General features: G+C 69.7%; 11 protein-coding genes. 7 read left to right on the forward strand and 4 right to left on the reverse strand.

Annotation, left to right across the window (positions count from 1 at the left end; all coding sequences use genetic code 11):
- Window positions 1–27 precede the first annotated feature (27 nt).
- Complete coding sequence (locus ACFYMU_RS06930) at window positions 28–1,014, forward strand: alpha/beta hydrolase (RefSeq protein WP_388368956.1); 987 nt, start codon at window positions 28–30, stop codon at window positions 1,012–1,014.
- A 69-nt stretch (window positions 1,015–1,083) separates the two neighbouring features.
- On the opposite strand, the gene ACFYMU_RS06935 is transcribed toward ACFYMU_RS06930, so the two are convergent.
- On the reverse strand, window positions 1,084–1,584 hold the full coding sequence (locus tag ACFYMU_RS06935; RefSeq protein ID WP_388368959.1) for a GNAT family N-acetyltransferase: 501 nt from the start codon (window positions 1,582–1,584) through the stop codon (window positions 1,084–1,086).
- A gap of 220 nt (window positions 1,585–1,804) precedes the next feature.
- Here ACFYMU_RS06935 and ACFYMU_RS06940 point away from each other — a divergent pair, with 220 nt between their 5' ends.
- Window positions 1,805–3,439 (forward strand): phosphodiester glycosidase family protein, encoded by a 1,635-nt coding sequence (locus tag ACFYMU_RS06940; protein WP_388368963.1) that lies wholly within the window; start codon window positions 1,805–1,807, stop codon window positions 3,437–3,439.
- 67 nt (window positions 3,440–3,506) lie between these two features.
- On the opposite strand, the gene ptsP is transcribed toward ACFYMU_RS06940, so the two are convergent.
- Both ptsP and ACFYMU_RS06950 read right to left on the reverse strand, forming a co-directional pair.
- A complete protein-coding gene (ptsP, locus tag ACFYMU_RS06945) occupies window positions 3,507–5,183 on the reverse strand; it encodes a phosphoenolpyruvate--protein phosphotransferase (RefSeq protein WP_388368965.1) in 1,677 nt (558 codons plus the stop codon).
- Window positions 5,184–5,259: 76 nt separating this feature from the next.
- Complete coding sequence (locus ACFYMU_RS06950; RefSeq protein WP_388368967.1) at window positions 5,260–5,712, reverse strand: PTS glucose transporter subunit IIA; 453 nt, start codon at window positions 5,710–5,712, stop codon at window positions 5,260–5,262.
- 305 nt (window positions 5,713–6,017) lie between these two features.
- Here ACFYMU_RS06950 and ACFYMU_RS06955 point away from each other — a divergent pair, with 305 nt between their 5' ends.
- From ACFYMU_RS06955 to ACFYMU_RS06970, 4 genes are all read left to right on the forward strand, one after another.
- Entirely contained in the window at window positions 6,018–7,796 is a 1,779-nt protein-coding gene (locus ACFYMU_RS06955) for an amidohydrolase family protein (protein ID WP_388368969.1), read from the forward strand.
- A complete protein-coding gene (locus ACFYMU_RS06960) occupies window positions 7,797–8,441 on the forward strand; it encodes a TetR/AcrR family transcriptional regulator (protein WP_388368971.1) in 645 nt (214 codons plus the stop codon).
- A gap of 228 nt (window positions 8,442–8,669) precedes the next feature.
- A complete protein-coding gene (locus ACFYMU_RS06965) occupies window positions 8,670–9,791 on the forward strand; it encodes a right-handed parallel beta-helix repeat-containing protein (RefSeq protein WP_388368974.1) in 1,122 nt (373 codons plus the stop codon).
- Window positions 9,792–9,929: 138 nt separating this feature from the next.
- Complete coding sequence (locus ACFYMU_RS06970) at window positions 9,930–11,333, forward strand: IS1380 family transposase (RefSeq protein WP_388368977.1); 1,404 nt, start codon at window positions 9,930–9,932, stop codon at window positions 11,331–11,333.
- A gap of 252 nt (window positions 11,334–11,585) precedes the next feature.
- Here the strand turns inward: ACFYMU_RS06970 and ychF are convergent, their stop codons facing one another.
- Window positions 11,586–12,674, reverse strand: a complete 1,089-nt coding sequence (ychF, locus tag ACFYMU_RS06975) for a redox-regulated ATPase YchF (RefSeq protein WP_388368980.1) — start codon at window positions 12,672–12,674, stop codon at window positions 11,586–11,588.
- Window positions 12,675–13,110: 436 nt separating this feature from the next.
- Here ychF and ACFYMU_RS06980 point away from each other — a divergent pair, with 436 nt between their 5' ends.
- Window positions 13,111–13,515, forward strand: a complete 405-nt coding sequence (locus ACFYMU_RS06980) for a DUF6542 domain-containing protein (protein WP_388368983.1) — start codon at window positions 13,111–13,113, stop codon at window positions 13,513–13,515.
- Window positions 13,516–13,520: the final 5 nt, after the last annotated feature.

Raw genomic sequence — 13,520 nt, forward strand, 5'->3', positions numbered from 1 at the left:
GAACACCACCCACGAAAGGCAGCGACCATGCCCACGGCACGCCCCGCCCTGGACCCCGGACTTCGTGAACTCCTCGCCGACATGCCCCTGATGTCCCGGCTCAGCCCGGAGATACTCGCGCACCTGCGCCGCCTCCCCCCGACGCCCGTCGAGTCCCTGCTCGCACACCGCCCGGTCGACCGGCGCGAGATCACGGTGCCCGCCGGGGACGGCACCGCGATCCCCCTGTCGGTCTTCGGCCCCGCGCGCACCGACCGCGCTGCCGCCGCACCCTGCGTCTACTGGATGCACGGCGGCGGGATGGTCATGGGCGACCGGTTCTCGCAGATCGACATCCCACTGGAATGGCTGGACGAGTTCGGCGCGGTCGTGGTCTCCGTGGACTACCGGCTCGCTCCCGAGGCCACCGGCACCGCCCTCGTCGACGACTGCTACCAGGGCCTGCTCCGGATCGCCGAACACGCCGAGGAACTGGGCATCGACCCCGCCCGGATCGTCGTCGCCGGGGCCAGCGCGGGCGGCGGCCTGGCGGCCGGCGTCACCCTGCTGGCGCGCGACCGCGGCATGCCGGCGATCGCCGGTCAGATGCTGATCTGCCCGATGCTGGACCACCGCAACACCAGTACCTCCAGCCGCCAGTACTCCGGCGTGCCCGGGGTGTGGACCGGTGAGATGAACGCGTTCGGATGGCGCGCCGTCCTCGGCGACCTCACCGCGGACGAGGTGCCCGCATATGTCTCACCGGCGCTGGCCGACGACCTCTCGGGCCTGCCGACCACCTACATCGACACCGGCTCCGCCGAAGTCTTCCGCGACGAGGACACCGACTACGCCACCCGCATCTGGGCGGCCGGCGGCCAGGCCGAACTCCACGTCTGGGCGGGCGGCTTCCACGGGTTCGACGCCCTGTTCCCGCAGGCCCCCATATCGGCCACGGCCCGCCGGACCCGCACCGACTGGCTCGCCAGGCTCCTGTCCGCCGACCTCGCCGACCCCGCCGACCCCGCCGCGTAGCAGGTGCCCCCGACAGCGGCCCCGGCACCCGGTCCCTCACCCGGTGCCGGGCCAGGGGGAGGTCGCGGCCTACCGATGGAGTGTGACATCGCGCTGGTACCAGGCACCTGGCCTACCGCCGAGATCGGCCGGGTCGGCCGGGCCGACCAGGACGAACCCGGCCTTGGTCAGCACCTTCTGGGACGCGAGGTTCTCGCGGGCGGTGGCCGCCCGCAGTGTGCGCAGTCCGTGCCGCGCCGGCGCCAGCCGGCAGAGCTCCCGGACGGTCGCGGTCGCCACGCCGCGGCCGGCGACGTGCTGCGCGACCCGGTAGCCGAGCTGTGCGGTGCCGTCCTCGATGTCGACCAGGTTGAACCTCCCCAGGACCGAGCCGTCCTCGGCGACGAGCACATGGAAGGCGCAGATGCCGGCCTCCTGCTCGGCCGGCAAGGCGTGGTACCGCTCGGTGAACCGGTCGAAGAAGTCGTCGCCGCGGTCGGTGATCGAGGCGGCGAAGTAGGCGCGGTTCGCCAGCTCGAAGTCCCACACCGCCGAGGCATGGCTGATGTGCAGCTGCTTCAGCTCGGGCATGACCCGACTCTACGCTCCAGACGCCACCGAAAGGTTCAGACCACCGGAGGCGAGCCTCGACCAGCACCGCAACTCCGGGGCCCTGCACCTGAATTCACCTGAAGGCAATAACTTCCAGACCTGTCAACTGGAGTAGACCACTACTACCATGTCGCGGGTCAGGCGGCTGAACCGGTGCGCCGGGCCAGTTGCCGCCCAACCCCCCATGAGGTGGAACTCCATGCTTCTCGTTCGCAGCCGAGGCATTGCTCCACGCCTCCCGCACCGCCGTGCCCGACTCGCCGTCACCGCCCTGCTCGCGGTCACAGCCCCCGCGCTTGTGCCCGCCGCGGCCGAGGCCGGCTCGCCCCGCACACCGAACCCCGCCGTCACGGAGCGCTGGTCGACACAGACCCTCGCTCCCGGCGTCACCGTCCGTACCGGCGTCCTGACCACGGATGTCACCCACTCGTGGACCGTCACGGTTCAAGTGCCGAGCGTGCTGAGACTGACCACGAACGATCCCGACGCCCCCTCCAGCTGGTCCGAGGTCTCCGACCGGGATTGGGCCGACGCCACGGCGCAGAAGCTGACGGCGGCCGGTCTGCAGCCGCGAGTCGAGGGCGTCGACTGGCCCGGGTACGCCGACGCCCCTCGTGGACTCATGGGGTACCGGGTTCGCGTCGGGCACTTCGCGGCGCAGGACAAGGCACAGAGCACACTGTCGGCGATCAATGCGCTCGGCCTCCACGCCACTCTCTCCTGGACCGGCTACGACGTTCAGGAGGAGGCCGACCGCGAGAACGTCCATGTCGCGGTCGTCGACCCCAAGAAGTTCAGCGGCACGGTCGAGGCCACGCACAACGGCAACGTCACCGACCGGGAAACGACATCCGCCGTGTCCAAGAAGCTCGCATCTCTGGTCGGCGTCAACGGTGGCTTCTTCGTCCTCTCACCGGGCGACGGTGTGCAGGGCACGATGTCCGGCGTCGGTGCCTATGACGGCGAACTCGAGTCGATGGCGGTCGGCGCGCGGTCGGCGCTGATCATCGACGACGGGCGCACGTTCCGGACCGCGGATCTGACGACCGGCGTCACCGTGCAGGCCGACAATGTCTCCTTCTCCGTTCAGGGCATCAACCGCACGCCCGGGACGGTCCGCGACTGCGGCCGGCCGGGCGCCAGACCGAGTGAGCTTCCCTGGCAGGACGTGACGTGCCGACTGGCCGACGACATGGTCGAGTTCACGCCCGCCTTCAAGGCGGCCCTGCCCACCGGGCCGGGCACTCAGGTGGTCCTGGACGCGTCCGGCCGAGTCGTCACAGCCGGAGCCCGCGGCGGTCGCGTCCCGGCGAACGGGCATGTGCTGCAGGGCATCGACCGCGCCGCGAACTGGCTGAGGGACCACGCGAAGCCGGGCCGGCGGATCAAGGTGACCGAGACCGTCCGCGACAGCGAGGGAAGAGACGTCGACCTCGATCGCGGCGACTCCGTCGTCAGTGCCGCACCGACCCTGGTGAAGGACGGACGTATCGACATCGACGCCGCCGCCGAGGGAATCGTCGATACCGAGTACCCGCACTTCGGCTACGCATGGGCCAACGTCCGCCAGCCCCGCACCATGGCGGGCGTCGACAGCGACGGCAGGCTCATACTTGCCACGGTCGACGGCAGGCTGAAGGGCGGCAGCGAAGGGTTCACCATCTACGAGGCCGCCGCATTCATGAAGTCCCTCGGCGCAGTGCAGGCGATGAACCTCGACGGCGGCGGTTCCACGGCGATGGCAGTCGGGGGAAAGCTGATCAACCAGCCGTCCGAACCTTCCGGCGAGCGGGCGGTGGGAGACACCGTTCAGGTGATGCCGGCCGGTAACTGATCACCGCTCGCTCCGCCTGCGCGGCAGGCCGCTGCCGCGAGTTCCACGTCACCACCGACCAGACCGCCTACGCCTGCTCACACCCGAGCACCGTCTGTGCCGCCGTGCGGGCGTCGTGGGCGGTGTCGGTGGTGCGTGCGGCGGCGGCGGCGCGTCGGCACTGCGCGAGCGTGTGCTTGGCCAGTGCGGCCCGGACGTAGGGGATCGATGCGGCTGCCATGGACAGGGAGGTGACGCCCAGGCCGGTCAGTACGCAGGCCAGGAGCGGGTCGGAGGCCGCCTCGCCGCAGACGCCGCAGCTCTTGCCCTCGGCGCCGGCCGCCTCGGCGGCCAGCGCAACCAGGTCCAGCAGCGCCGGCTGCCACGGATCCTGAAAACGCGAGAGGGCACCGACCTGACGGTCCGCCGCGAACGTGTACTGCGCCAGATCGTTCGTCCCCAGCGACAGGAAATCGACCTCCCGCAGGATCGAACGCGCCCGCAGCGCGGCCGAGGGGATCTCCACCATGGCACCGACCCCGGCCCGCAGCCCCGCCCGACGGCAGGCGTCCGCGAACGCCTTCGCATCACCCCGGTCCGCCACCATCGGCGCCATCACCTCCAGATGGACCGGCACCCCCTCGGCCGCCTGCGCCAACGCGCTCAGCTGGACACCCAGCACCTCCGGATGCTCCAGCAACGCCCGCAGACCACGCACCCCCAACGCCGGATTCGGCTCATCGCCGGGCGTCAGGAACTCCAGCGGCTTGTCCGCACCCGCATCCAGCACCCGCACCACCACCCGACCCCCCGGAAAAGCCCCCAACACCTCCCGGTACGCCGCAACCTGACCCTCCACCGACGGCGCCCGCCCACCACCGTCCAGGAACAAGAACTCCGTACGAAACAAACCCACACCCTCGGCCCCCGCCTCCACAGCAGCCGGGACATCGCACGGACCACCCACATTCGCCAGCAGCGGCACCCTGTGCCCGTCAGCCGTGGCCCCCGGCCCGCTGGAAGCGGCAAGAGCGCTCCTGCGCTCGACCCCCGCAGCCACCAGCCGCGCCTTCCTCTCCTCACCCGGATCCACGAACACCTCACCCGTGCTGCCGTCCACAGCGATCACCGTGCCCTCGGCAAGCCCACCCGCACCCGCCAACGCCACCACAGCAGGAACACCAAGAGCCCGCGCCAAAATCGCACTGTGACTGGTCGGACCACCCTCCTGCGTCACCAACCCCAACACCAGCGACGGATCAAGCAACGCCGTGTCCGCAGGCGCCAGATCACGCGCCACCAGCACAAACGGCACCTCACTGTCCGGCACCCCCGGCATCGACACCCCCAACAGACGGGCAACGATCCGATTCCGCACATCATCGAGATCCGCCACCCGACCCGCCAGATACCCACCCGCCCCCGCAAGCAACTCCCGATAAGCAGCAAACGCGTCGAACACCGCCCGCTCAGCCGAACTCCCCACAGCGATCCGCCGCTCCACATCCACCATCAACTCAGGATCCCGAGCCATCAACGCCTGAGCCTCCAACACCGCCTGCGCCTCACCCCCCGCCAGACCACCACGCGCCACCAGATCCGCCGCCACCACCTCCACCGCCTTACGCGCACGCTCCTGCTCACCCTCCGCATCCTCCGCAGGGATCCGCCTCGCAGGCGGCTCGAGCACCGCAGCACCCATGTGCCGAACCACGCCGATCGCCACACCATGACTCACACCCACGCCACGCAGCGTTTTCTCCATCTCACCCGTCTCCGAATCGTGCGGCAGGCACCGCCGCAGTGGTGGTTCCGCTCGCCGTCACTCGACGGCAGCGAGGTCACTTCACGAGGAAGAGGCTGTCGCCCGCCTTCACTTCGCCGTCGTCGCGCAGTTCGGAAAGCGCCTCTGCCGTGGCTTCGAGGGCCACGATCGGGCAGACCGGAGACTTGCCGGCCGCTTCGACCGCGGCGGGATTCCAGCGCACGACGGCCTGACCGCGCGTCACGGTGTCGCCCTTGTTCACGAGCAACTCGAAGCCGTCGCCGTGGAGTTCGACGGTGTCGATGCCGAGGTGGGTCAGCACACCGTGCCCGTGGTCGTCGACGACGACGAAGGCGTGGGGATGGAGGGAGACAATGACTCCGTCCACGGGGGACACCGCCTCGGACGGCTCGCGCACCGGGTCGATCGCGGTGCCCGGGCCGACCATGGCCTGGGAGAAGACCGGATCCGGCACGGCTGCCAGTCCGACGGCGCGTCCTGCCAGCGGGGACGTGACGATGGTGGTCATGTGAAGCCTTCCAGACTTGATGGATCGACGAGCCGACCGCACGGGCTCCCCGACGTCGGGCCGCCGCTGCCGCACCGTGCGACCCAGGGATCTCCCAGACATCCTATGGTCTACACCACTACTGGTGTAGACCACTCGTTTCTAACAGAAGGACAGCGGAGAGGGAAGCCCTGCCGTCCGCGTGACCGACGCACGGCCGCCAGACCTCCCGAGCTTCACCCCGCCCACGGTTGCGCCTCGGCCCCGTCGGCCTACGCGGTGCGAACCGTTGACATAGAGACCGAACGGTCTCTATGTTGCGCGGCATGGCCTTCGACATCGTCATCACCAACGGTCGCTGGTTCGACGGGACAGGCGGGCCTTCGGCAATCCGGCACCTGGGTCTGCGGGACGGCCGGGTGGCCATCGTCTCGGCGGCCGAACTCGACACGGACGGGGCACAGCTCTTCGACGCCGCCGGCGCCTGGGTGATGCCGGGATTCATCGACATCCACACGCACTACGACGTGGAGGTCCTGGCGGCGCCGGGGCTCGGGGAGTCCGTACGGCACGGAGTGACCACCGCGATCTTCGGGTCGTGCTCGCTGAGCACCGTGCACGTGGATCCGCTGGACGCCGCCGATCTGTTCAGCCGGGTCGAGGCCATTCCACGCGAGCACGTCATCGGGGTGCTGGAGCAGAGGAAGTCCTGGTCCACCGCAGAGGAGTATGTCGACGCGCTGGAGCGGCTCCCGCTCGGACCGAACGTCGCCATGTTCCTGGGGCAGTCGGACCTGCGGGCCGCTGTGATGGGGCTGGGCAGGGCGACGGACAGGCGGGTCAAGCCGAGCGAGGACGAGTTGCGGCAGATGGAGCTGCTGCTCGCCGACGCCTTGCGGGCCGGGATGCTCGGACTGTCGGAGATGCTCAACCCCTGGGACAAGCTCGACGGGGAGCGGTACCGGTCACGCACGCTCCCCTCGACCTTCGCGACCCGCACCGAACGGCGCAGGCTGCACCGTCTCGTCCGCAGCGCCGGCCGGGTCGTGCAGTCCATCCCCGACCTCACCGTGCCGATCGCACTGTTCCCCGCCCTGTGGGAGTCGGTCGGCCTGCGGGGCCGCAAACCGTTGAAGACCAGCTACCTCACCGCGGCGGACGTCAAGGCCAACCCCCTCCTCATGCACCTCATGGGCCCACTGGCGCGGATGGCGAACCTGCTCGGCGGCGACTTCCGGTGGCAGCACCTGCCGGTGCCGTTCCAGGTCTTCGCCGACGGCATCGACCTGGTGATCTTCGAGGAGTTCGGCGCGGGCGCCGCCGCCCTGCACCTGAAGGACCAGGTCGAACGCAACGCGCTGCTCCAGGACGAGGCGTACCGTCGCCGGTTCCGCCGCGACTACGAGCGCAAGTGGTCGCCCAGGATCTGGCACCGCGACTTCTATGACGCCCACATCGTGGCATGCCCGGACCCCTCGGTCGTCGGCAAGACGTTCGGCCAGGTCGGCGACGAGCGTGGGCTCCACCCCGTCGACGCGTTCCTCGACATGGTCGTCGCCTACGGGCCCGCGGTGCGCTGGCACACCACCATCTCCGGACACCGCCCCGAGGCGCTGAACAAGCTCAGCTCACTGCCCGAGGTGCAGATGGGCTTCTCCGACGCCGGCGCCCACCTGCGCAACATGGCCTTCTACAACTTCCCGCTGCGCCTGCTCCGCCGCGCCCGCCGGGAGGGCTTCATGACCGTGGAGCGCGCTGTCCACCGCCTGACCGGAGAACTGGCCGCCTGGTACGACATCGACGCAGGCTTCCTGGGCGAGGGCGACCGCGCCGACCTCGTCATCATCGATCCCGACCGGCTCGACTCCTCCCTGGACCGGATCGACGAGGCGCCGGTCGAGGCGTTCGGCGGTATGCGGCGCATGGTCAACCGCAATGACGCCACCGTTCTTGCCACCTTCGTCGCGGGCAACCCGGTCTACGGCGCGGGACGCTTCGGCGCCGACTTCGGCCGACGGCGCACCGGACGGTTCCTGCGGGTCGGAGAGGCGCGCGGGACGGTCGACCCCGGCACCATCGGCGGGCGCGAGACTACGCTTGCCTGAGTGAGCAAGGAACCGGCACCCCCGAAACGGCGGACGCAGCAGGAGCGCAAGCAGTCGACCATCGCACGGCTGATCGAATCGACGATCGATTCCATCGCCGAGGTCGGCTATGCGAACACCTCGGTCGGGGAGATCTGCCGACGGTCCGGGGTGTCGCGCGGGGGCCTGTTCCGCCACTTCGACTCACGGCTGAGCCTGGTCGTCGCCGCGGCCGAGGAGGTGGCCGTACAGCACTTGGCGGTAGTGCGGCGGCGGCTGGCCCAAGAGCCCGAGCGGGACCTGCGCGAAACCCTTCTGCTGATGCGGGAGCGGCACCGCCACGAGGCCAACGTCGTCTGGTTCGAACTGCTGGTGGCAGCGCGCACCGACTCCGACCTTCGCAAGCAGTTGACCCCCGTCGCCGAACGGTTCTTCGAAACGATCTCCACGGTCGCGCGAGACGTCCCGGCCCTGCGCGGGCTGTCCGACGAGGACCGGCACCTGCTGGTCTCGACCGTCCGTAACCTCTTCGACGGAGAGGTCATCTCCCGGTCGGTGGTCCCCGAACCGGCGGTCGAGGCCGAACGGCTCGACCTGCTTGCCGAGTTCGCCGAGTTCCTGGTCACCCGTCGCGCCCGGGTCGCCGCGGCCGAACGATCACGGTGAACCCCGGTACTGCGTGACGGATCCCCTTCGACGGCGGGGTGACACCGCACTCCCCGGCGGAGCGGCTCACAGGCGTGACCCATCGGGCCGAACCCCCACGGCTTTCGAGTGAACCACCAGCGAGCCGACCCTTTCCGGGCAACGTACCGATTTGAATGCAGTCCATTCGTTTGCAGGGTGCCGCCCCGTCCGACTCAGGGAGCGCGCCACAATCCGCAAGGAGGCGTCATGCGACGTATTCCCATGCTGCGGGCCTCGGCCGGCACGGCCGCCCTCGCCGCCGGCATCACAGCCGTTCCGATCCCCGCCGTCGCTGCCGCTCCCGTCACCCACGTGCGGTGCAGCGCCGACGCTCTGACAGCCGCGATCAGCAGAGCCAACAACGAAGGGGGAGTTCTCGACCTGGCTCCTCGCTGTCGCTATGTACTCACCGAGGCGTCCTCCGACACGGTTGGTCTTCCACCGATCAGCAACACGATCGTCATCCATGGACACGACGCCACCATCGCCCGGTCAGAGGGCAGCATCAATTTCCGCATCTTTTATGTCGAGAACTCCGGAAATCTCCAACTGCAGAACCTCACCATCACCAAAGGTGACGCCAACGGCGGCGGGGCACCTGCCTTCTCAAGTGGCGGAGGCATCTATTCCGCCGGACATCTGGGGCTCGAACACGTCACCGTGACCGGCAACACCGCCGGACGCGGAGGCGGTGGCGGTGTCACGATCGCGGAGAACGGCACTGCGTCCATCGAGCAGAGCAAGATCAGCGGCAACACCACCACCGGCGTTGCAGGAGGTCTGGCAGCCGAGGGCCGGTCCACGACCGTCACCGACAGCCGGATCACCTTCAATACCGCGGACGCCGGCGGAGGCATCCTCAACAGCGGCGGAAGCCTGACCCTCAAGAAGGCCGACGTCCGGGGCAACAACGCACAGGATTACGGCGGCGGCATCGTCAACCTGGGCGTCGGGCCGAACACCGGAAGTCTGCGGATGTACAACAGCGAGGTCCGTTTCAACAACGTCCTCGGTGTCGGCCTTGGCGTTTTCAGCGGCGGTGGCGGGCTCTTCAACTTCAGCGGTGGCGCGGTGCGGGCCGAGGACAGCTCCGTGAGCAACAACACGAGCGAGGGATCCGGTACGAGCGCCGGCGGCATCAGGAACTTCGCCACCCTTCAGCTCACCAGGACCAAGGTGATGGACAACAGGTCCCTCGCCGCACCCGGTGGTATCGACAACGGGAACACGCCGGCAAGTACCGTGTCCCTCGTCGACAGCGACGTGCGAAACAACAACGACACGAACTGCGAGGGCAGTGCCGGCCCTGTTCCCGGCTGCCAGGGCTGACTGCAGGCGGGCGCTAGCCTGCGCGTTTCAGTTGGGTCGGTGTCCGGATCTTGAGCGGAAAGACGAAAGTGCCTTCTGAGCTGGGATGATGAGGCTTGTCTAGGGCTTCCGTCACCACAGCAGGAAGGCACTTTCTGCGTGCACACTACCGGGTCGCGTCCCAAGCTCGTCGTCTCGTCCGACGGTCGCGGAGTGGTCAGCCACGCCGGATCCCGCCTGCTGGCCGATCTCGCCGACGCCACGGGCCTGACCAGCTCCTTCACCGACGCGCTGCGCCTGCTGCGGCCGCGTGGCACCGGCCACGATCCGGGCCGGGTGGCGGTCGACCCGGCGGTGATGCTCGCCGACGGCGGCGAGGCAATCGCCGACCTGGCCCTCCTGCGCGATCAGCGCGAGGTGTTCGGTCCAGTGGCCTCCACTCCCACCGCTTGGCGTCTCCTGGCTGACATCGGCACCACCACACTCGCGGCACTGCGCACGGCCCGCGCCGCTGCCCGGGAGACCGCCTGGCTGCAGGCCGCCGAGACCCGGAGCGGGATACCGACCTCCCGCGCGGGCGGGCGTGACCTGCCCGGCCTGGTCCTGGACCTCGACGCCACCCTCGTCACCTGCCACTCCGAGAAGGAACAGGCAGCCGCCACCTACAAACACGGCTTCGGCTTCCATCCGCTGCTGTGCTTCCTGGACAACACCGGCGAGGCTCTGGCCGGCCTGCTGCGGCCGGGCAACGCCGGCGCGAACACGGCGAGCGACCACATCACCGTCCTGGACGCCGCGCTCGCCCAGATCCCGGATGCCCACCGCCACGGCACCGACATCCTCATCCGCACCGACAGCGCAGGCGGCGCCAAAGCATTCCTGACCCACCTGCGCAACCTGCGCCAACAGGGCATCCAGACGCGGTTCTCTGTCGGACACCCCGTCACCGAACCGGTCCGCCGCGCGATCCGGGCCCTGCCCCGGCAGGTCTGGCACCCGGCCCTGGAACAGGACGGCTCCCTGCGCGGCACGGCCGAGGTCGCCGAGCTGACCGGCATGGTCGACCTGACCGGACATCCCGACGGCACCCGGATCATCGTCCGCCGCGAGCGACCGCACCCCGGCGCCCAGCTCTCCCTGTTCGACCTCGATGAAGGCATGCGCCATCAGGTCTTCCTTACCGACACCCCCTACGGCGAGGGCTCCGTGCAGCATCTGGAGGTCCGCCACCGCGCACACGCCCGGGTCGAAGACCGCATCCGCTGCGGCAAGACCACCGGCTTCGGCCGCTTCCCCTCCCGCCACTTCCACATCAATGCGGCCTGGCTGGAGGTGTCCCTGACCGCGATCGACCTGCTCGCCTGGACCCGCACCCTGCTCCTGCACGGCGAACTCGCCGATGCCGAGCCCAAGAAGCTCCGCTACCGGCTGCTGCACGCAGCCGCCCGCCTCACCCGCGGAGGCCGCCGCCTCCACCTGCGAATCGCCGCCACCTGGCCATGGCGGCACGAACCGGCGAACGCTTTCGCCTGCCTCGCGGCCCTGCCCAGACCGGCCACCTGACCATTGGCTTCGTCCCTGACCGCCCCCTACATGAGGACCTGGAGCACCCGACCACGCGCCGGGCCCCACCCATGCCCACCGGACGAGAAACAGCTGACAGCCGCGGCCATTACGACCAGCCCAGCTCAACCCGAGCCGACTGAAACGGGGAGGCTAGGAGCCGAATACGGCGACGGGGCCGACCCCGAAGGAAGTCGACCCCGTCTGACCTGCGCATGTGCCACATCGGCTACGCCGATGCGGGAGAACCCGCTAGACGTTGAAGCGGAACTCCACCACATCGCCGTCCTGCATCACGTACTCCTTGCCCTCCATGCGCGCCTTGCCCTTGGCGCGGGCCTCGGCGACCGAGCCCGTGGCGACCAGGTCCTCGAAGGAGATGACCTCCGCCTTGATGAAGCCCTTCTGGAAGTCGGTGTGGATGACTCCGGCGGCCTCGGGGGCGGTGGCGCCCTTCTTGATCGTCCAGGCGCGGGCCTCCTTCGGGCCCGCCGTGAGGTACGTCTGCAGGCCCAGGGTGACGAAGCCGACGCGGGCCAGGGTCGCCAGGCCCGGCTCGTCCTGGCCGACCGACTGCAGGAGCTCGAGGGCCTCGTCCTCGTCCAGCTCGGCGAGGTCCGCCTCCAGCTTGGCGTTGAGGAAGATCGCCTCGGCGGGGGCGACCAGGGCGCGCTGCTCGTCCTTGAAGGCGTCGTCCGTCAGCTCGTCCTCGTCGACGTTGAAGACGTAGAGGAAGGGCTTCGTGGTCAGCAGGTGCAGGTCGTGCAGGGGATCCGCACGCTCGGTGCCCTGGACGATGCCGTGCGCGAAGAGGGTGTCGCCCTTCTCCAGGATCTCCTTCGCCTCCTCGACGGCCTTCACCTTCGGGGCGACGTCCTTCTTGATCCGAGACTCCTTCTGGAGGCGCGGCAGCACCTTCTCGATCGTCTGCAGGTCCGCGAGGATCAGCTCGGTGTTGATCGTCTCGATGTCCTCCTTGGGCGAGACCCTGCCGTCCACGTGCACGACGTTCTCGTCCTTGAAGGCGCGGATGACCTGGCAGATCGCGTCGGACTCACGGATGTGCGCGAGGAACTTGTTGCCCAGGCCCTCGCCCTCGCTCGCGCCGCGCACGATGCCGGCGATGTCGACGAAGTCGACCGTCGCCGGGAGGATCCGCTGCGAGCCGAAGATTTCGGCCAGCTTGGTGAGACGGGCGTCGGGGACGCCGACGACGCCGACGTTCGGCTCGATCGTGGCGAACGGGTAGTTGGCCGCCAGTACGTCGTTCTTGGTCAGGGCGTTGAACAGGGTCGACTTGCCGACATTGGGCAGACCGACGATTCCGATCGTGAGCGACACGTTGCGACTTCCCGTACATGAGGTTGGAGGACTGGGCTGCGCGGGCCCGGGTCCGTCAGGAGTATGTGCGGGCCGATCCCCCAGTCTACGGCGTGCGCGCCCGGTCACCCGCGCGGTGTCGAACGCTTGGCCAAGCTCGCGAACAACGGCGTGTCTCAGAGGTCATTCCGCACATAAACCGACCTAAGTTGGTCCAGTGGAGGAACACAGGACGCGACTTCCGCACCACGGACAGCGACGCGGTGCGCCCCTTCCCCCGCAGGGTCGGAGGGACGCGGCCGCGGCGGGGCGGTCCGGTGCGGCCGCCCGGCCCGGTGACCCCGAGCGGCCCGGGGCGCGGGACGGCGCCGACGGGGCACGGCAGGCCAGAGCGGGGAGCACCGGCCCCCGGCGGCGTCCGCCGGCTCAGCGCGCGCCCTCCTCACCGTCCGCCCCCGTGGCGCGGCGGCTGCCCAACCCCCGGCTCACCGGCCTCGGCGGCGGGCTGTTCGGCATCGCCGCCATGGCGGTGCTCGGCTGCCTCGACCGGTTGCTGTTCGAGGGGTCCCTCACGGTCTACGGGGTGCTGTTCCTGCCCGTGTGCGCGCTGACCGCGCTGTGGGTGCGGCGTGGGGACCTGGTGGCCCCGCCCGTGGTGGTGCCGATCGCCTTCGCCACCGGTCTGCTGACCGTGACCGACGGCGACGGCGGGCTCGCCGGGCGTCTGGTGGGGTTGTTCACCGCGCTCGCCACCCAGGCGGGCTGGCTGTACGGCGGCACGCTCGTCGCGGGCGCCATCGCCACCATGCGCAGGGTGCGGATGATGCGCGAGCGGGCGGCGCGGCGGCGCGGCGCGCTCTGAGCGGT

It is taken from the genome of Streptomyces sp. NPDC007264, assembly GCF_042869095.1.
Lineage (GTDB): Bacteria > Actinomycetota > Actinomycetes > Streptomycetales > Streptomycetaceae > Streptomyces.